18 protein-coding genes are annotated in these 20,159 nt (G+C 48.0%); 12 read left to right on the forward strand and 6 right to left on the reverse strand.

Features of this window, described 5'->3' with window-relative positions:
- Nucleotides 1–227 precede the first annotated feature (227 nt).
- The 3 genes from OXH00_16160 to OXH00_16170 all read left to right on the forward strand — a co-directional run bounded on the left by OXH00_16160 (nt 228) and on the right by OXH00_16170 (nt 3,639).
- Complete coding sequence (locus tag OXH00_16160) at nt 228–1,052, forward strand: phytanoyl-CoA dioxygenase family protein (protein MCY3742549.1); 825 nt, start codon at nt 228–230, stop codon at nt 1,050–1,052.
- 87 nt (nt 1,053–1,139) lie between these two features.
- Entirely contained in the window at nt 1,140–2,450 is a 1,311-nt protein-coding gene (locus OXH00_16165) for a cytochrome ubiquinol oxidase subunit I (protein MCY3742550.1), read from the forward strand.
- A 148-nt stretch (nt 2,451–2,598) separates the two neighbouring features.
- Nucleotides 2,599–3,639 (forward strand): cytochrome d ubiquinol oxidase subunit II, encoded by a 1,041-nt coding sequence (locus OXH00_16170; protein MCY3742551.1) that lies wholly within the window; start codon nt 2,599–2,601, stop codon nt 3,637–3,639.
- Nucleotides 3,640–3,738: 99 nt separating this feature from the next.
- Here OXH00_16170 and OXH00_16175 read toward each other — a convergent pair whose 3' ends face one another.
- Both OXH00_16175 and OXH00_16180 read right to left on the reverse strand, forming a co-directional pair.
- Nucleotides 3,739–4,245: a hypothetical protein gene (locus OXH00_16175; protein ID MCY3742552.1), complete on the reverse strand. Its 507-nt coding sequence runs from the start codon at nt 4,243–4,245 to the stop codon at nt 3,739–3,741.
- 54 nt (nt 4,246–4,299) lie between these two features.
- Nucleotides 4,300–4,815: a hypothetical protein gene (locus OXH00_16180; protein MCY3742553.1), complete on the reverse strand. Its 516-nt coding sequence runs from the start codon at nt 4,813–4,815 to the stop codon at nt 4,300–4,302.
- Nucleotides 4,816–5,127: 312 nt separating this feature from the next.
- Between OXH00_16180 and OXH00_16185 the strand changes: the two genes are divergently transcribed.
- The 4 genes from OXH00_16185 (at nt 5,128) to OXH00_16200 (ending at nt 9,697) form a co-directional block, all read left to right on the forward strand.
- On the forward strand, nt 5,128–7,206 hold the full coding sequence (locus OXH00_16185) for a TRAP transporter fused permease subunit (GenBank protein ID MCY3742554.1): 2,079 nt from the start codon (nt 5,128–5,130) through the stop codon (nt 7,204–7,206).
- The gene (locus tag OXH00_16190; GenBank protein ID MCY3742555.1) at nt 7,190–7,390 is read left to right on the forward strand and encodes a hypothetical protein; all 201 of its coding nucleotides are present in this window, start codon (nt 7,190–7,192) and stop codon (nt 7,388–7,390) included. The genes OXH00_16185 and OXH00_16190 overlap by 17 nt, the downstream gene beginning before the upstream one ends.
- The gene (locus tag OXH00_16195; protein ID MCY3742556.1) at nt 7,387–8,832 is read left to right on the forward strand and encodes a sodium:solute symporter family protein; all 1,446 of its coding nucleotides are present in this window, start codon (nt 7,387–7,389) and stop codon (nt 8,830–8,832) included. Before OXH00_16190 ends, OXH00_16195 begins: the two co-directional genes overlap by 4 nt.
- A gap of 79 nt (nt 8,833–8,911) precedes the next feature.
- Nucleotides 8,912–9,697, forward strand: coding sequence for a carboxypeptidase regulatory-like domain-containing protein (locus OXH00_16200; GenBank protein ID MCY3742557.1), 786 nt, complete (start codon nt 8,912–8,914; stop codon nt 9,695–9,697).
- 187 nt (nt 9,698–9,884) lie between these two features.
- On the opposite strand, the gene rsmA is transcribed toward OXH00_16200, so the two are convergent.
- The 4 genes from rsmA to OXH00_16220 form a co-directional block, all read right to left on the reverse strand.
- On the reverse strand, nt 9,885–10,808 hold the full coding sequence (gene rsmA, locus OXH00_16205; protein ID MCY3742558.1) for a 16S rRNA (adenine(1518)-N(6)/adenine(1519)-N(6))-dimethyltransferase RsmA: 924 nt from the start codon (nt 10,806–10,808) through the stop codon (nt 9,885–9,887).
- Nucleotides 10,809–10,931: 123 nt separating this feature from the next.
- Entirely contained in the window at nt 10,932–12,146 is a 1,215-nt protein-coding gene (coaBC, locus tag OXH00_16210) for a bifunctional phosphopantothenoylcysteine decarboxylase/phosphopantothenate--cysteine ligase CoaBC (protein ID MCY3742559.1), read from the reverse strand.
- A gap of 95 nt (nt 12,147–12,241) precedes the next feature.
- On the reverse strand, nt 12,242–12,895 hold the full coding sequence (gene gmk, locus OXH00_16215; protein ID MCY3742560.1) for a guanylate kinase: 654 nt from the start codon (nt 12,893–12,895) through the stop codon (nt 12,242–12,244).
- A 21-nt stretch (nt 12,896–12,916) separates the two neighbouring features.
- A complete protein-coding gene (locus tag OXH00_16220; GenBank protein ID MCY3742561.1) occupies nt 12,917–13,384 on the reverse strand; it encodes a 4Fe-4S binding protein in 468 nt (155 codons plus the stop codon).
- A gap of 332 nt (nt 13,385–13,716) precedes the next feature.
- Between OXH00_16220 and OXH00_16225 the strand changes: the two genes are divergently transcribed.
- The 5 genes from OXH00_16225 (at nt 13,717) to OXH00_16245 (ending at nt 20,075) form a co-directional block, all read left to right on the forward strand.
- Nucleotides 13,717–14,487, forward strand: coding sequence for an SDR family NAD(P)-dependent oxidoreductase (locus OXH00_16225; protein MCY3742562.1), 771 nt, complete (start codon nt 13,717–13,719; stop codon nt 14,485–14,487).
- Nucleotides 14,488–14,669: 182 nt separating this feature from the next.
- Nucleotides 14,670–15,977, forward strand: coding sequence for a DUF1501 domain-containing protein (locus OXH00_16230; GenBank protein MCY3742563.1), 1,308 nt, complete (start codon nt 14,670–14,672; stop codon nt 15,975–15,977).
- A gap of 119 nt (nt 15,978–16,096) precedes the next feature.
- A complete protein-coding gene (gene rsmD, locus OXH00_16235) occupies nt 16,097–16,711 on the forward strand; it encodes a 16S rRNA (guanine(966)-N(2))-methyltransferase RsmD (GenBank protein MCY3742564.1) in 615 nt (204 codons plus the stop codon).
- Nucleotides 16,712–16,771: 60 nt separating this feature from the next.
- A complete protein-coding gene (locus OXH00_16240) occupies nt 16,772–17,506 on the forward strand; it encodes a cupin domain-containing protein (protein MCY3742565.1) in 735 nt (244 codons plus the stop codon).
- Nucleotides 17,507–17,597: 91 nt separating this feature from the next.
- A complete protein-coding gene (locus tag OXH00_16245) occupies nt 17,598–20,075 on the forward strand; it encodes a hypothetical protein (GenBank protein ID MCY3742566.1) in 2,478 nt (825 codons plus the stop codon).
- Nucleotides 20,076–20,159: the final 84 nt, after the last annotated feature.

A 20,159-nucleotide genomic window follows, 5' to 3' on the forward strand; every position in this document is an offset into this window, starting at 1 on the left:
GTGTCCGTACTTTAGCACAGGATTAAGTCAATTGCAAGAAAATTTTTCAGAGTTTCGATTCCGATCAAACGCCGCTAAAAATCCCTGAATTGACTTCTATGGTCTAAAAATTTGAATTTTCTTAACGTTTTGTGGTATTCTTAACACTACATTGATTTTCAGATAATCAGAACATTGTCCTATTCATAGAACAACTTGGAATTGATCCAATTGATAAGGAGAAAGTCATGCCAGTTTTTGATGCAGAAGCCTTAGAATTTTGGGAAGAAAACGGTTATGTTGTCGTGCCAGAAGCGGTACCCCTTGAAAATTGCCGCGCAGCGGAACAAGCCGTCTGGGATTTTCTTGAAATGGATGGTGATGATCCGGACAGTTGGTATCCCGATCCACCGCGCCGGAGCATCATGGTAGAGATTTATCAGCATCAAGCATTATGGGATAACCGCCAATACCCTCGCGTTCATCAGGCGTTCACAGAGATTTGGGAAAACGATAAACTCTGGGTCAGTTTCGATCGCGCGAGTATGAATCCGCCGGAACGTCCGGATTGGAAGTTCACCGGTCCTTACCTGCATTGGGATATGTCGTTAGACAGTATGCCGGTGCGTTTAAAAGTGCAGGGTGTGCTATATCTGGCGGATACGCCGGGCAATCAAGGCGCGTTTACCTGTATTCCCGGTTTCCATCGGAAGTTGGAATCGTGGTTGAATGACCTTCCTGATGATGCCAACCCACGGGAGGTGGTGCGAGAATACCAAGCAGAAGCGGTACCAGTCGCAGGAAAAGCAGGCGATCTGGTTATCTGGCATAGCGCATTGCCGCACGGCAGCAGCCCAAACTCCGCTGAACGTCCGCGGATGGCACAGTACATCACAATGTCACCAGCACCGGATGGCGGCACAGCGACAAGCGAAGGCCGTGTTAAAGGATGGCGAGAACGGCTAACAGGACTCGGAAAAGAGCAACAAGAGAAGGAGCATCACCAGGGTAAGACTGCCGAATTGACACCTTTAGGCAAGAAACTTCTCGGACTTGAACCGTGGATTGTGTGATGCGTCTCTTCTCTATCGTTAATAAATAGGGTGGGTGCTTGGAGCCACTCGCTGGTGTGCAGCTCGTGCATGAAGGAGATCACTCTCATGACAGATTTGTTGGCAGCACGCGCACAGATGGCGATGTCACTCGCATTCCACATCATTTTCGCAGCAGTTGGCATAGCCATGCCACTATTGATGGTGATTGCCGAAGGGTTGTGGCTCAAGACGCGGGAAGAAGTCTACCTAACGCTGGCGAAGCAGTGGGCGAAAGGCACGGCTATCATGTTCGCTGTTGGGGCGGTCTCAGGAACCGTTTTGTCTTTTGAGCTCGGTCTGTTGTGGCCCAATTTCATGGCTTACGCCGGTCCGATCATCGGTATGCCGTTTTCGCTGGAAGGGTTCGCATTCTTCTTAGAGGCAATCTTCTTAGGACTTTACCTCTACGGTTGGGACCGTATCCCCAAATTAGCGCACTGGTTTGCGGGGATGATGGTGCTGCTCGGCGGCACATTTTCCGGTATCTTCGTTGTTACCGCCAACGCATGGATGAATACGCCTACTGGGTTCTCAATTGTTGATGGCAAAGTGACAAACGTTGATCCGATTGCGGCAATGTTGAACCCTTCCTCATTCAGCCAAGCACTTCACATGACGATTGCTGCCTTTCTGGCAGTCGGTTTTGCGGTAGCCGGCATCCACGCCTATTTTCTCAGACGCGACCCCGATAACCTATTCCATCGTCGGGCGTTTGCTATTGCCTTAAGTGTGGGGGCTGTATTCGCGCTCCTCCAACCCATTTCGGGCGACATCAGTGCCAAGCGCGTCGCAAAATACCAACCTATTAAACTCGCAGCGATGGAAGCACAATGGGAGACGGAGCGCGGCGCACCCTTGCGCATCGGCGGTATTCCCGATGAAGATGCCGAGAAAACTCGGTATGCACTTGAGATTCCGAAAGCACTCAGCTTCCTTGCACATTTTGATTTCAACGCAGAAATCATGGGGCTCAAGGAAGTGCCGCGCGAAGATCGTCCACCGGTGACAATCGTGCATTTCGCATTTCAGATTATGGTCGCGTGTGGGATCGTCTTGATTACCGTCGGTATCATTGGAGGCTGGTTGGCGTGGAAACACAAAAGTCTACCAACCCAACGCTGGTATCTTCGGTGCGTTACGTTCTGCACGCCGCTCGGATTTATTGCGATTGAAGCGGGTTGGACAGTCACAGAGGTCGGACGGCAACCGTGGGTTATCTACAATATCATGCGCACAGCAGATGCGGTGACCCCGATGCCGAACCTCGTTGTTCCCTTTGTCAGTTTTACTATCCTTTACATTTTTCTTTCAATTATTGTTGTTGTCCTATTACGCCGTCAAATCTTCCAGAGTCCGCGCTTGTATGATGGAAATTAATGTAGGACTTACGCAATTTTGATTTTAGCACACACTGTTTAAGTAGCGTGCTTGGAAAAAACACGGATGTTCTCTTGACACAGGAGACTAACGGTTTCCTATGCTACAAAAGAGCAGCATGCGTAAGTCCTATTAATGGAGAAATCTGATGCTAACACTTGAACTTTGCGTTGCGGGTGTGATGCTTATCTCCTTGATTATCTATATGCTGACAGGTGGCGCGGATTTCGGTGGCGGGATCTGGGATCTGTTCGCGACCGGTCCGCGTGCCAAATCACAACGCGCACTCATCACACAAGCCATTGCCCCTATCTGGGAAGCGAATCACGTCTGGCTAATTGTGATTGTCGTGCTGCTTTTCGTGGCATTTCCTGTCGCGTTCGCGGCGATTAGCACAGCGTTACACATTCCACTGACGTTGATGCTTATCGGGATTGTGCTGCGCGGTTCGGCGTTTGTATTTCGTACCTACGATGTCCAATCGGATACAACACATCGCCGTTGGAGTCGGGTGTTTGCGATTGCAAGTGCGATCACGCCTGTGATGTTGGGGATTACGTTGGGCGCGGTAGCCTCCGGCACAATTCACGTTGATGTGGAAAGCGGACAGGTAGACACCAATTTCATATCAGCCTGGCTTGCGCCGTTTCCGTTTGCGATCGGTTTCTTCACCTTAACGCTCTGCGCGTTGCTTGCAGCGGTATATCTCACACTGGAGACGGATGACAGCGCGTTGCAGGAAGATTTTCGGCGACGCGCGCTTGTCGCTGCAGTGAGTGTCGGTGCGATGGCGGGACTGAGTTTTATCTTATCTGCTGATGGTGCGCCAACAATTCGACGTGGACTCGGTAATGCCCCTTGGTCAATCCCGTTTCATATTTTAACTGGTGCCGTGGCATTGTGGGCAATCTGGACGATTTGGAACCGTCAATTTCGGCTTGCGCGTATCCTTGTCCCGATACAGGTTACGTTGATCGTTTTCGGTTGGGGGTTGGCACAGTATCCATCGCTCGTCACGCCTGATTTAACCTTTTCAAACACAGCCGCGCCAGATGCTGTGCTGCGTCCGGTACTGATTGTGTTGGGTGTAGGCGGTGTGCTGTTAGTGCCTGCATTCTGGTATCTTTACGCTGTGTTTAAAGGCACAACTCGAAAGGCGCGGCAAACCGAAGAAGATATTAGTACTTAACGTGAGTTTGATAGAAGATTTTGAATCTTGTAGGTTGGGTTGAGCGGAACATCTGTCTCTTTCTGAATAAAAGCTTGCAAGTAGTTGTCGCGTCCTGTTCTATGCGATTGCTCTGTCACCAATAAATTCCAATTCCCACTTTCCTTTTCTTCTGATCCAAATGTATGAAGCCCAAGACGCGCTAAGATTGCCTTCGGAGTATCCGCCAGAAATTTTAACACAATTTCCAAACAAACCAATCCATTGGTAACTGTCAATTCGGAATAGAAGACCATTCCCCTCCATTGGAACTTCTCCTTCAATCACGATACTGCCCCCCATTACAAATTCCGAACCCTTCTTTACGGGTGGCGAGTGTCCCTTAAACCGCGCAAGAAATTCTGGTGAAGGATCTTCTCCGTCAATTTCCAAGAAATACGCTTCGGCATCTTGTTTTTGTGCGGAGGCATTATTTTCAAACTTATAGCGAAAAAACGTCTCAAAGAGGTCGAGTATTTCGGGATCAGGTGCTTCGTCTTGCAAATCGCCGCATGAAGATAGGACGGGGACAGCCAAGCAAAAAACGGCTAACACACACATTTTCTGTTTTCTCTTGAATAAAGTCATGGAAATGCTCCAATCTTGACGATCTCTGCTTGGGTTGGTGTGTCGTCGTGAAGTTTAGTCATCTATACCAACCACACCGACAAAAATAATAATGGTCCCACCGGTTAGGGTTAGGCAACCAAAAGCGGATCCTGCGGCCCCTGATTTAATTTGATACGATCGCATTTTCGCCCGATAAGCATCGGCGTAAAACTTAACGTATTCAGGCGATTTTCCGATCAATCTTTCAGGTGGCGGATTCGGTGGATGGAGACGCATATAATATCGAGTCAGCAGACTGAAGACCGTTGCAGCACTCATTGAGGCGATTATGTATGAAGGTTCGGGCTGCCTATGTCCAAAGTGCAAGTCAGCGATACATCCTGTCATCAAAGCACACATCCCTGCAGCGAGAGGTGCACTCATGCCTGCTCCAAAATAAGCCGGTAAATTGACATCGCTTTTGGCATCCGATTCAGCATCTACTTTCGCCTGAAGATGTAGCGGATCATGTGGTATATTCTCATAACCTTTAGAACCACAACCTGTAAGAACAATTGACAAACAACAGAAATATAGCAAGAATTTCACAAGAAATCTCCTTACCGCTCAACCCAACCTATAGGAAACCGCTTTTCCTCATTTTCTTAAACCTTTTTCCCAAATGTTTCCCTCTTTAAGTCTAAAAAATTAGTGGTAAATTCGGATTGTTACCTTCAGTTTTTATGAGGGTGATATCTGGCTACCATCCTTTTTTGCCAGATACAGTTCTCCTTTTCCCTTGATTTTCCCCTTATTTCCTGCTAAACTTAAAGAAATTTCGGGTATCCCCTTATTCGCCTTGAAAACAGGTGGAAGTCCAAGCCTTGTCGGCAAACTCAAAAATCAGAGTCGGTCAACCTATTGAGACAAAAAATAAAAGATAATATCTTTCTAATAGTCTCGGTGCTGCTGTGTCTCTTTATCTTAGCCGAGGTCAATTACCCGCAGCTCGCACCACAATCAGAGTTAGCACTCTTCGCGATGTTGGGGTTAATAGTGGTATTTTTGAGGTACCCTATTCATCCACGTTTCGCGGACAACCCTGTTTTTCAAACGCTTGATGTTGTGTTTATAGGCAGTGTGATCGCCTGCTTCGGCTACGTTGTAGTGCAAACAGAACCGATTTTTCAAGGCTTCTGGTTAGACGATAAATCCCTCGGTGATCGCGCTGGTGCAGAATTGCCACTGGATTACATCGTCGGTGGAATCGGACTTATTTTAGTATTAGAGGCGACGCGCCGTTCTATTGGTCTGACACTCCCGCTACTTTCTCTCGCATTTCTTCTCTATGCTGGTTTTGGGCAGTTTATGCCGGATGGGTTGTTTCCACATCGTGGGTATTCCGTTCAACGTATTATCAGTCAAACTTTTTTACACAGTCAAGGCACATTTGGCATCGCGCTTCGGGTAATGTTCACGTATGTGTTCCTATTTGTCCTGTTCGGTACGTTGCTCGAACGGACGGGAGCAACCAGTTATGTCTTGGATTTGGCGAGGCGCGTATTCGGTACGAGTGCAGGCGCGCCTGCCAAGGTTGCTGTGCTGAGTAGCGGTATGATGGGATCACTGTCGGGTTCTGCCGTAGCAAACACGGCGACGACTGGAACCTTTACGATTCCGCTGATGCAACGCTCTGGGTTTCCGCCTACGATAGCAGGTGGCATTGAAGCCGCGGCGAGTTCTGGCGGCGCATTAGTACCACCGATCATGGGGGCAGCCGCATATATGATGCTCGAAATCGTGGAGCCTGCTGTCACCTATTTGGAGATCATCAGGGCGGCACTACTACCAGCTATCCTTTATTATACTGGTATGTTGTGTATGGTACACTTTTCTGCGAAGTTCGCGAGCCGAGAACTTGCGATGAAAAAGTCAGTGGAGTTTGACAGGCAATCTTCAAATCTGGCGGATGATGAAACATCAGACAGTCCTAACGAAACGCAAGACACGGTGCAGGAAGAAAAGCATGGAAAACTTTTGACGCTGCAAGGGTTTATCTTTCTCGCTGCGTTTGTTACGCTCATCGGTGTTTTGCTAATAGGTGCTACAGCGTTCCGCGCGGTGAGTTGGAGTCTATTAATAGTTATCGCAATAACGCTGTTGGGCTACCTGATACGTCGAATACGTGGACGCCCCTCTACCGCTGAAACGGGTGTTGGTGTTTCGGATTTGAGGCAAGGGGTCAACTTTTTAATATCGCCTTGTGAACGGGCAGCGCAGAGTGGCGTTTCGTTGATTGCGGCTGCAGCATGCGTTGGTATCATTTTAGGGGTCGTGACACTGACGGGTATCGGTAGTAAGTTGCCATCGGTGCTTTTACCGCTTGCATCCACTAACCTCGTGTTAGCACTGTTCTTTCTGATGATCTCGACAATTATCCTTGGGATGGGCTTGCCTTCATCGGTCTGTTATCTGCTGATGGCGATCTTAGTGGGTCCCGTGCTTCTGGATTTGGGCGTTGTTCCGCTCGCGGCGCATTTTTTTATCTTCTATTTCGGGATGATGTCGATGGTGACCCCACCTGTTGCATTGGCGGCGTATGCTGCGGCTGCAATCGCAGGTTCCGGGATAATGGCGACAGGGTTTGCAGCCTTCAGGTTCGCGCTCGTCGGTTTCGCGTTGCCTTACGCGTTTGTCCTGCGCCCCGCGTTACTCTGGCTGAATAGCGATGGTGGTATACCAGGTTTATGGACAGTTTTCGGGACTTTCTCTCTCACGCTGGTTGGCACTGTTATCTTTGCGGCTGCGATTGCTGGTTATGTCTTTAACAGGTTAGCCCTATGGACACGCGGTATTCTGTTTGCCGCTGCACTCATTCTCTTTTTTATCCCGACCGACGTTCAGTTTGTGTGGATTCATGGAATAGTAATGCTCGCAGGTATTGCCATTTTCTATTATAATTGGCGAATAAAGGAGACACACCATGAAAAGCCCAATTAGATGGGTGTTGTACTGTCTGCTCGTCCTACTGTTTTTTCTTCACAACGATTTCTGGTTCTGGCAAACACCGCAAATTGTTTTAGGGTTACCGGTAGGGTTGCTCTATCATATCGGTTACTGCCTTGTGGCAGCGTTGCTGATGGCCGCTTTCGTCAAAGCGAGAAAGGACTGGGGACAGAAATGAGTCTTGTTGTTATTTTTTCCTACCTTGCTGTGGTGTTGATTCTCGGTGTTTTGAGTCATAAACTTTTCCGAAATACTGGAGAAGACTACTTCGTCGCGAGCCGGACTATCAATTGGTTTATCCTGTTGATGACGCTTTTCGGTACGAATATGACAGCGTTCTCGATTCTCGGGGCATCCGGTGAAGCCTATCACAGAGGTATCGGTGTTTTTGCGCTGATGGCTTCTTCTTCTGCGATCGTTGTACCGTGTGTGTTCCTCTTTATCGGGACCCGCTTATGGCGAATAGGAAAACGATTCGGCTATGTAACACAGGCGCAGTACTTCCGAGACCGCTGGGAGTCCGATGGCATAGGACTATTGCTCTTTATTTTATTTGTGTTGCTGCTTATACCGTATCTACTGATCGGAGTGATGGGCGGCGGAGGGACATTGGCGACCCTCACAGATGGAAAAATTCCACAATGGGCTGGCGGCTTACTCATCTGTGCTGTTGTGCTCTGTTACGTTACCTACAGCGGGATGCGAGGCACCGCTTGGGTGAATACCTTCCAGACACTCGTTTTCATGACACTCGGAGGTATTACCTTCTTTGTTATCACAAATCGGATGGGCGGCTTTGCAAACGCAATCTCTAAAGTTGACACGGGTTTGCTGATGCAGGCGGAGCATATTAAACCGTTAGAACTATTGACATACCTCTGTATTCCGCTCTGTGTCGGTATGTTCCCACATATCTTCTCACATTTTCTAACCGCAAAAGATGTCGGGACGTTCCGTTATGCAATTATCCTGTATCCATTGTGTATCGCAATTGTGTGGATTCCGAGCGTGCTGCTCGGAATATTAGGAAATGTAGATGTTCCGGGCTTAAAGGGATCGCAAGCAAACAATGTGCTGATTCAGATGATCGGTATGCACGCGCCCGGTGTGTTAGCGGGGTTTTTAGGCGCAGGTGTCTTCGCGGCGATTATGTCGTCGCTCGACTCACAATCACTCGCTATTGGGAGCATGTTCACACATGATATTATTGGGCATTATCGTCGAGAGGCGTTTTCCGAGAAACAGCGGGTATGGGTCGGACGACTGTTTGTCAGCGGTGTGCTTTGCATCACTTATCTAATCTCTCTCATTGCGACACCGAGCATTTTTAGGCTCGCGATCTGGTCATTCACAGGGTTTTCGGGGCTTTTTCCGATTGTGGTAGCGGCACTGTTCTGGCGGCGGAGTACAAAAAGCGGAGTATTCGCCGCGATTATAAGCGTTATTCTGTTATGGCTCTATTTCTTTCTCCGCAACTGGCAGACCCCCGGATACACTGTGGGTGGAACTGGAATTATGCCTGTTACGATCCTAATCGTTATTTCGTCTGTCACCTTGATAATCGTTTCGCTACTCACGAAACCGCCGAATTCACAGACACTTGGGAAGTTTTTTGATTGAAGGAGTTGCGTTGAAAACGTGCAGCAGCGCGGCAGAGACCTCGCCGGACAACGCTTATATTTAAGGAGTGATATAAACTATGATACCCCAAAAAATAGTTTTATTTTTATTATTCGTGGTATGTATTTCTGCATGTGAAAAGGCTGAAGATCCACTTGAACCTGAACCTGAACCTGAAAAACCGGTCGTGCTTGCGTACGGTACAGTTTCTGGCACCATTACCGATGCTGGGACAGGAAACCCTATTCCGGGGGCTATTGTAAAACTGTTAGAGTCGTCAGTTGAAACTGGTGTGGAGGGGGTCTATTCTTTTCAAGGTATTGTTTACGGTGATGCGCACACGCTAATTGTTGAAGATGCAGATTACAAATCCTATAACGAACCGTTCGTGCTCAATCAGGAACGCTTAGTTGTGGATGTTGCTTTGACACCACTGAAGGATCCAGCAGTAGAGATCCAAGAATTCTTTGACAATTTTTCCGACCTCCTTGAATCCCTGGATATGGAGAACATTGAGGCGATCCGGGCACTCTTTTCGGAGACTTACGTCGCTGCAGACGATCCTGCTACACTCTTCGGTGTCGCATCAGGTATTATTCCCGAAAATTATGAAGATGTCGTTCCGGCGATGACACAACTTTTTGAGGAATACGTCTCACTTGAATTCATATTCAATGATATAGAGGTAGATGTGACACATGCCCGTAAAATGGCAGTAACACTTCGACTTGATGTAAACGCGGAAAAGGGAGAGCAACGGGATCTGAGAGAACTCAAAGCACATTGTAGGTTTGAGTTCCGCCGTGAAGGGTCAGATTGGAAGATTGTTTATTGGCAGCTGATTGAGTTAGACCTCCGCTTATAATCTCTTCTTGTAGGAGCGAGTTTTGCTCGCGCTCATAATCTCTCCTTGTAGGAGCGAGTGTGTTTACTTGGGGTGTTTTTGCAATGTAATACAAGGAACGGATTTAGTCTAACCCCAGACTAAATCCGGTATTTCTGCGTATTTCTTGTCGCTCGCGACCCGTAATGTGATTTCAAGATTATGTGTCTCAAACACCGGTCTTCGCTGATACGGATTGAGACAAGCAATTCGCAAGTGCTGCAAATTCGGTGATGTCCAATGTTTCAGCGCGCCGTTGTGGTGCTATACCAAGTTCCTTAAATGCAGCTGCCAATACTTCACCTGAAGCAAACTTGCCTCTGACTAAAGCATTTTTTAGCATCTTCCGTCGCGTCCGAAATGCAGTACGCACTACTTGAAAAAAGAGTTCCTCACTTTCTACCGCAACCTTTGGTGTTTCGCGCATTTCCAGTTTTAGAAGCGCGGAATCTACCTTCGGGGCAGGATAGAAATTTTCTGGCGACAGCGTAGCAATGAGTGTTGCCTCGGCGCGATAGGCGACACCGATTGTCAACGCACCGTAGTCCTTTCCCCCGGGACCTGCAACTATTCGTTCCGCTACCTCTTTCTGCATCATTAACACACAACTATGAATTTGTTTGTGATGCGCGAGGAGTTTCCACAGGATGGGCGTTGTAATATTATAAGGTAGGTTCGCTATAACTTTAAAAGTAGTAGGCACAGTCCCTGTGCCGTCAACCAACAGTGAATTGAGTTCCAATTTGAGAATATCGGCGTTGAGCAGTTGGACACGCGGATTTGTTGACTTTTGTAGTAGTAGGGGCGAGGTTACCTCGCCCCTACTACAAGTTGCGCCAAAATGAGATGCTAAGGCGTTGTATAATAGTTCGTCCACTTCGATAGCAATGACGCGTTCGGCATGCCGCGCCAGTACCTCTGTGAGACATCCTAACCCAGCACCAATTTCTATGACCGTGTCGTGCGCTGTAACTGCTCCAGCTTCAAGGATTATTTTCAGGGCTTCTGGATTAACGAGGAAATTTTGACCTAATTTCTTTTTAGGGCGGGTATGGTTTAGCGCGAAAAAAGCACGGATTTGTTGGTGGTTCATTTTTTAAGGGTTGTCGGTTCGGTTTTTTCTACGAAAAAACCTTTCAGCAGTCAGTTTTCAGTTAAGAGGTGTTTTTGCTTGGGCGTTTTCCCGCGTCTAACAAAACCCTCTTATAACTGATAACTATGACCTGAGGGAAATAATTTTTGTTAGAATAGCATCCGCCACGTCCCGTTTTGAGGAACGGGGTAGTTGTTCGCAAGTGCCATCCCGGTCCAGCAGCGTGACGATATTCGTGTCGGATTGGAAGCCCGCGCCTTCTTCAAGAATGTCGTTTGCTACAATTAAATCGCAATTCTTGCGTACCAGTTTCTTTCGGGCGTTCTCAAGAAGATCGTTCGTCTCGGCGGCAAAACAGACAAGCGTTTGATGCGTTTTCTGTTCGCCGAGCGTCTGTGCGATGTCTGGGTTTCTTTCAAGCGGGAGTGTTAATGTATCGGCACTCTTTTTGATTTTATGGGGTGTATATTCGCTTGGACGATAATCAGCGGGCGCGCCTGCCATAATGACGATATCTGTTTCATTGAATACCTCCAGAAGTGCATCATACATATCAAGGGTTGTTTCGACGTGCTGCGTCTTGATGCCAACGGGCGGAGAAACAGTAGCGGTACCGCTAATCAAGTGTACTTCTGCGCCACGTTGTGCCGCTGCTTCGGCGATGGCGTATCCCATCTTACCGCTGGAACGGTTTGTAATAAACCTGACTGGATCAATATATTCGCGTGTTGCCCCTGCTGTGACAAGGATACGTGTCCCTTTCAAGTCGTGTATTTTTTGTATTGACGCTATAGATGAGAGGATATCACTTGCACCTTCGAGGATCATCTCCACTGTATTTAAACGTCCTACACCTTCATAGCCGCATGCGAGATCACCGCTGTCGGGTTCAATGAAATGAACACCGTTCGTTTTTAGGAGGTCAATGTTCCGTTGAACGAAAGGGTTTTGATACATGTGACCGTTCATCGCGGGGGCGAGGAGTATCGGGCAGTGGACGGAGACAGCAACGGTGGAGAGCGCATCGTCAGCGATACCGTTTGCGAGCTTACCGATGATGTTCGCCGTCGCGGGGACAATTGCGAGCAGATCGGCACGGTCAGCGAGATCGATGTGCGGCGGTTTCCAATCTGTGCCTGCATCGAATAGATTCAGTAGGACAGGGTTCCGTGAGATAACTTGGAATTGCAAAGGTTGGACAAGGCGAGTGGCGTTTTCTGTCATCACGACGTGAACAGCGGCACCGATTTTGACAAGTTGACTCGTCAAGTCAAGGGATTTGTGGATGGCTATCCCGCCTGTAACACCTAAGATAATAGTTCGATTTCTGAATTCCATATTTTTTATGAGCGTTAAGATTTAGCCATTTGTGCGCGTAGTTTTTCCAATTCTGCTTCAGCCTGTTTTCTGCGTAGTGCTTCTTCTTCTGCAATTTAATCTGATTTATCAACACCGAGCAACGGGTTAATTGTCTCTATCAATTGTGTATCTATGCGGGAACGCTCTGCGGCGATAATAGCCTGAATCTGCTGAACTGCGTGTTGTAGCGCGTTTTCTGGGTTGCTGACCCAGTAATCAAAGTGTTCAATCTCAAGAATTTCAGATTTCGCGATAGCAAGGCGTTTGGTGAGTTCCGTTTCCGATTCTGTTTTTCTGCGATGGAGCCGTTCCTCCAAGATAGCGAAGGATGGGGGTATGATGAAGATAAACAGACTACGCGCTGGGGACAGGTCTTGCGATTGGATCTGCAAGGCACCCTTTACTTCGATTTCTAAAATAGCGTCTTTTTCTCCTTCGCGGGCAGCGACTATTTCAGATTTGAGCGTACCGTAGAAGTTACCACCATATTCCGCCCATTCTAAGAAACTTCCTTGCTGAATATGGTTTTCAAATTCTGCTTTTGACAGAAAGTGGTAATCAACCCCATCTACTTCGCTCCGACGCGGTTTACGCGTCGTTGCAGAGATAGAGAACCGCAAAGTTTCATCCGATTTGCAAAGGGCATCAATGACGGTGCTTTTCCCTGAGCCGGATGGCCCAGAAATGACGATGACAAGATTCGGTTTATAAAGAGGTGTATTCGCCATTGGAACATCGCACCCACAACGTTAATCCGCTGCTTCGGCTGCTTCAGCGAGTTCTACAAGAACAGGGGATTCAATGCGGATGGCATCCTTGATGCAGACTTCTTCGCATAACTTGCAACCGACACATTCTTTCGGTTTAACAAGTTCGCAGATACCGAAGAAACTTTCGGCGTGTTCGCCGGTGTCCGGATCCTTAAGTTCGAGACACTCCCAAGGGCAGATATGGACGCAGAAATCGCATCCAGAGCAGAGTTCTTCGTAGATAACGGCAATAGGACGGTGTGTCGGGCGGCGGATGAATTTACACACCTCGCCAAACTGATCGCGAATTGCTTCGACGGGACAGACCATCCCGCATGCAGTGCAATCGATGCATACGTCTGGGGCGATGATGTGCAGCATGTTCCTGTCCCCTGTAATCGCATCAACGGGACAATTCGTCAAACACGCCATACACCCAATACATTCGTCGGTGATATAGTATGCCATAGGTCCTTTTCCTGTTTTTTCAGTCCGATAGAACTTGTCTATTTCCTTAACACATATATTTTACCACAGTCATAATATATTGTCAAATCAATTTTATTTCAAGCCAGAACTATTCAGGATTTGCAAAATTAGCGTATGAACAGGATTATAGGGGCTACGAGCTTAATACTCGGAATCCTTTGAGTGCTGACAGTCGATTGCTGACGGCTGATAGCCAATGAAAAACTATCCCGTTGACATTTTCGGAGGTTGTCGGCTATAATAGCAACATAGAAATATTAGGGTGTTGCTTTCAAACCCATATTAAAAAAATAAAAGGACGTAGAATTCTAATGGATTTAGGACTAAAGGATAAAATAGTCGTTGTGACAGGCGCGAGCCGCGGTATCGGACGCGCCATCGCACACGGATTCGCTGAAGAAGGCGCGCGACTTAGCATCTGCGGCAGAACCGAAGATACACTCCAAGGCGTAACAGACGAACTCACGACAAAAGGCGCGGCGGTTTTCGCCAAGCTCGCAGATGTTACGGACACCGAACAAGTTGAAGCATTTATAGCGGAAACAGTCGAAACCTACGGCAGAATTGATGTTGTTGTAAACAATGTCGGGGGCAGCCGATGGACCCCTCTCGAAGAGATTTCGGATACCGAGTGGCACGAAATCCTTGATCTGAATTTAGTTTCTGCGGCGCGCGTTAACCGGCTCGCGATCCCTGAAATGAAAAAACAGGGTGGCGGTGTGATTCTGATGATAACGTCTATCTACGGCAGGGAAGGCGGTGGACACATTACATATAACGCCGCGAAAGCCGCCGAAATCAGTATGACAAAATCTTTAGCGAAGGAACTCGCGCCGGACAGTATCCGCGTAAATAGCGTCGCTCCCGGTTCAATCCTGTTCCCCGGTGGCGGTTGGGCGCGTCGGATAGCAGCAGATCCAGAGGCGATGGAAGCCTTTGTGAAAAGCGATATGCCCCTCGGCAGATTCGGGAAACCGGAGGAAATCGCGAACGTTGTCGTTTTTCTCGCATCCGAACGCGCAAGCCTTGTAACGGGTGCTTGTGTGAACGTTGATGGATGCCAGACCCATTCAAATATTTGACGCGTTGACTGTATTGTAGGTGCGAAATCGTTCAATCCGAAGAGTTGACTAATACATGTTTGTAGTGGATGTGTAGAGTATCTTTCTGTTATTCGGATTTCGCTGGACGGAAATTTTTCCCTTGTTTATAAAGACACAAACATGGTAGAATGGTATAGATAAAATAATTGAGGAGGGTGGACATGGACACAAAATTGTGGGTTCCGGAATACGACACACCCGAATTATGGCACAAAGAAATCTCACGGCGTGGTTTTTTCAAGAGCGGTATCAGTAGTTTTCTCGGACTGATTGCGATGCAGCACTTCGGGTCCAGTAGTTTCGCGCAGCTTGAAGATGTAATACCACGTGCGAAGCATTGTATCGTTCTTTTTATGAGTGGCGGTGCCAGCCAGTTAGATACATTTGATCCCAAACCCGGCACCAAAAACGGCGGTCCCTTTGCAGCGATTCCGACAAGTGCTAACGGTATACAGGTTTCCGAGCATCTACCGAATGTTGCCGAACAGGCACACCATCTCTCTATTATCCGTTCTATGGTTTCGCGTGAAGGAAATCATGAACGCGCTCGCTACTTACTACATACTGGGTATGCGCCTGGTGGAGCCGTCAGACATCCGACGCTCGGTTCAATCACATCTTATTATCTTGAAGACGCACTTTTGGACCTGCCGAGTTGCGTTAACATCAATTCGCCGATGTACTCCGGCGGCTTTCTCGGTGCGACGCACGACCCATTTGTCGTCAAAGATCCGATGAAGCCTGTGGAAGACATCTCTTATCCGGCACAGATGGACACGCACCGTTTTCGTGAACGGCTCAAGATGCTGAGAACGATTGAGAAGGATTTTATCGCAAAACGGACGGGACGCAGCACGGAAGCACACGAAGCAATTTACAAGAAAGCGGACGAACTCATCAATTCCCCTAAAATAGATGCTTTTCGGCTTGACGAAGAGCCAATCGCCATCCGCGAAGCGTATGGTATGAATAGATTCGGACAAGGATGTCTCATGGCACGGCGACTCGTAGAAGCTGGTGTCAAATTTGTAGAAGTCTCACTTGATGGGTGGGATACACATCAAAACAACTTTGATCGGACAAAAGAACTTCTTGATATGGTGGATCCAGCGTTCGCAATGCTCCTGAAAGACTTGTCCGAGCGGGATCTCCTCGAAGAGACGATCGTGCTCTGGCTTGGTGAATTCGGACGTACGCCGAGAATCAACGAAAACGATGGACGTGATCATCATACCAACGGTTGGTCGGCTGTTGTCGCAGGCGGTGGAACCCGTGGTGGGCAAATAGTCGGTGGTACCAATGAAGATGGTAGCGAAGTTGTCAATGGTGCCGTCGGCGTACCAGACCTTTTCGCATCCCTCTGCTTCGCACTCGGAATTGATGGTAATGAAGAGAACTATTCTCGCTCCGGACGACCGATTCGAGTCGTCAACGATGGATCGGTGATAGAGGAGTTGTTCAAGGCTTAATAGGTATCAGTTGTCAGTACTCAGTTTTCAGTTAAAGAGGTTTGCTGTTACTTGCACAGTAAACTCAACTGCCACAAGAACCCTCTTAACCGACAACTGACAACTGATAACCACTAAAAATGAGAGTTATCGCTGGCACATTCAGAGGCAGACGCTTGGTTGCACCCAAGGGAAATCGTGTCGTCCGCCCTACTGCTGATCGCGTTAAAGAATCTGTCTTCAGTATTCTGCGTGAACAGATTATTGATGCGAATTTTCTCGACCTTTGTGCTGGTACAGGGAATATGGGAATCGAAGCGTTGAGTCGTGGTGCAAAGCATGTCACCTTTTTGGAGCGTGATTCGCGGTGCATCCAGATTATAGAACAAAACCTTCGGACATGTGGACTTACTACTGAACCTCGCGCAGCCCGCAAACCGACTGATGCGATATCTCTGCTCCGTCGCGATGCTGTGAAAGGAATTACATATCTCCAGAAACAGGCTGCTGTGTTTGAAATTATCTATTTCGATCCGCCCTACGGTACGGGTTTAGAGGGCAGCTCAGAATTATACGCCGCCTGTTTAGCATTGCTGGCTGAGAATTCACTGCTCCGCACTAATGGCACACTGCTTGTTGAACATGCAAAGCAGTTTGTTGGACCTGACACAGTCGGAAGTTTGACCCGGAGTCGGCAGGCAAATTATGGGGATACAGTCGTATCATTTTATGAAAAAGAAGCCGTAGATCTTTAAGCCGTGTGTTATTTATTATAGGGTAATCTACCCTTTACGCGCTGGGTATAGACAGAAAAAATGGAAATTTTGAACCTTCAATCCGGAACACCCTTTCAGATGGGTAAAGGCAAAAATTGGCGTGTCGTACACCCAGATATGGGATCGACACAGTTGACGCTAAACCACGGACTCCACGCTCCCGGTCAAGAATTTACACAGCACTATCATGATGCATCGGAAGACGCTATTGTCGTCTTGGAAGGTGGTGGTGCTATCCGACAAGGGAGTGTCTATACACCGATTGCCGCAGGCGATGTTATTTTTGTACCGGCAGGCGAAGTCCACGGAACAGTCAATACGACGCCGAACAAGGCACGCTTGATTAGTTTCCAAGCACCGCCAGATATGGCACTCTATCGGGGTGAACGGGATACACCAGATGAAGTCCCAACACCGCAAAATGGGCATCGGAGCAACGTTCAGGTACTCAATATGGCACGGTGTGGACCTGTGTTCGGAAAAGCTGCCGATTGGCGAAGCGTCGTCTCACCGCAGAAAGGGTCTGTACATCTCTCCTTAGATTACATCTGTCTTGACAACGGACAACACTTTACGCACGAACCGATACACAGCGAATCAATTTATGTGCTAAAGGATGGGTGTGCTGAAGTGACGGATGACACTGGAAAGACACATACACTCGAACGACATGATGTTCTGTTCCTCTCCCCTGGAGATTCTTTTTCCCTTTCACATGCTGGAAATGAACAGACAACCGTTATATCTTGTCGGGCGGTTGCCGCTGCCATGTAAATCATGGTGTATGCCAGATGTTAAGGGTTTCCCGCAAAATTGTCCAAGTTCAGTCTATACACTTATGCCAAGATGAAAAGGAAATTAATGGATGAGACCAGATGATGTAGCAGTCTCACGGCAGGGGAACCTCACCGTGATAAATCACAATAAATTTCAGATTAAATTCAACCTTTCAAAAGGAACTTGGGATTACATTGATGAGAGCGGTGACACAATTATCCGAAACGGATGTACACAGATAACCTTTGATGACGGAACTGTCATCAAAACCGAAGACGCTGGCACCCGTGAATTTATTACCAAACTTCCCGAGACCGATGTGTTCGGTGATTATCATCAGCTCCGTTTCTCGCATGAGGCAACCGGTAAGGGCGTTCGGATAAATACCTACCTCAATTGTTATAGGGCGCATCCCGCCATACACCTCAAAGTTGGTGTTGAAAACCTAACACCTGAACCGTTGCAACTTGATAGTGTAACAGTGCTCGGTGTTTCAACAAACCGAGGTGCCGTCTTGTCTGGAGCAGCACCGTCGGACTGCCATCTCTTTATCAATATGCCTCCCATCTCTCCTGGTATTAGTAAAAGACTCTATGACGGGTTTCTTCTCAGTGAGACCGATGCTATGCATCCCAGCCATGATGGTGTGCTTCACGATACACAGAGTGGCAAAGCACTCGTTTTCGGTTTCCTAACGACTGAGAAATGGTGGCCCCGAATTCAGGTCGGTTGTCAAGGGAGTGGTGGGCAACGTTCAAAATCCAATGCTAAAAAGGCATCGGTGTCAGGTGTTAACCCGTGGGCACTCTATCATCAGTGTGGGCAGCGCTGCGATGCTGGTGAGGAATTCTTCTCCGAAACCGTCTATATCAACTTTACAGGTGGGGCTAAGGCTGCCTATGAGCACTATACCGCTCTCAGGGGAGAAAAAAGTGGACTCACGGATGTTCAATCTACAATGCCTCGCGATGATTCATTTGCTGCGTGGTCCTTTTCCGACGCATCAGAACCACTTGATCCCGATGCTCTATTAACCCAAGCAGATGCACTCGTTGCGCACCCCCTGTTTCAACCCAACTCCCCGGGAGGTATCGGTTATATTCAACTTGACACAGCGTCAGGATCGCAAAACCCGGAGACTGTCAATCAGATTCAAGCAAAAGGTTTTAAAACAGGGGTACGGATTAATCCGTTCGCGCTGACACTTGATTCAGAACTTGTACAGAACCATCCAGACTATTGCATACAGGAACGAATTGAAACTCGCGGCGGAAAGAGACATCCACGTAGACGCACTGCGCATAACAGGTCCAAACCCGCAACAATCCATCTGCCGGACACTGGCAAAGAAGTCGCACTCTTGGATGTTTCCCATCCAGAAATACAGTCACGTATTCGTGAACAGATTAAACACATGGTGAGCGATTGTAGGTACTCACTCATTAATGTAGACTTCACGGCGTATACAACAGGACTTACCAACGCCTCACACAACTTGAAATGGCATGATGACAGTCTAACAGCAGTGCAACTCTACCGTCTTGCCGCGGAATTCCTAAGAGATACAATTAATGAGGCCCGCTTGGAGAACGTGCCAACAAAAGAGAACGTTGTGCTGGTAGGATACAATGCTGTTTCGGACTTGTGTATCGGTAGTATTGCGCTCAACACGCCACTCCTCAATCCACCCTTCGCTGGTGGAGCTCAGAACCGGGCAAGCGATCAGTGGCATCACCAACGGGGCACGAAGCATCGTTTGAGTAGATATGCGGCGTATCTACGAGAGCATAAGGTCCTCTGGAACCATCTTTTTGGCGAACTTGCTGTTGATGAACCACGACCTATCAACGAGGCAATAGCGGAGATGACAGCCGCCGCACTCAGTGGTGGGGCTGTTCTCTGCACTGACTCGATTACAACGCTTGCGCCATTGCGGGCAGCGTACTTGGCAAAAATCTTTCCGCTGATCAATGAAGCCGCTATGCCTGTAGATATTTACGACGACCCTTTCCCGAAAGTTTGGAGCCTGCCTATTTCAACACCTCGCGAAACATGGCATCTCGCCGCAATCTTCAATTGGAATGATCGCGAAGATGACGTTTATTTTGAACTCAATGCGCTTGGTGTACCTGAATCTTCTAACGGGTTTCTTGTCCATGATTTCTGGATGCGTCAATACCTCGGTAGGGTTTCACAAGGCGTAAACTTATTGAATATTCCACCCCGTTCGGCTAAATTGCTCTGTTTCCGTGAGGAGCAGGACGTGCCCCAATTGCTCGCAACCGATATCCACTATACACAGGGCGGTACCGAGATATTATCTGCCGGTTGGGACAGTCACAGCCAAACCTATCTACTCGTTTGCAAGCCGCTTAGACAGACAGAGGGCACCTGCTTTATCCATGTTCCAGAGGATTATCTGCCCATAAGTGTGGCGACTTACGGCAGCAACTACGAATATAGTTGGGACAAACCGATTTATGAATTAAAATTTACCGAGACGCAACCGGATCAGTTAGTACACGCCAGTATTCACTTCGCAAAAACTTCGGGAGGCACCGTGTAACTTCAGTACGCCCCAGGCCCCGTAGGTGCGGTTTCCTAACCGCACCGGACTGCCCCAAGAAATTACCGAATTAACTTTTTAATT

Source organism: Candidatus Poribacteria bacterium (genome assembly GCA_026706025.1).
Classification (GTDB): domain Bacteria; phylum Poribacteria; class WGA-4E; order WGA-4E; family WGA-3G; genus WGA-3G.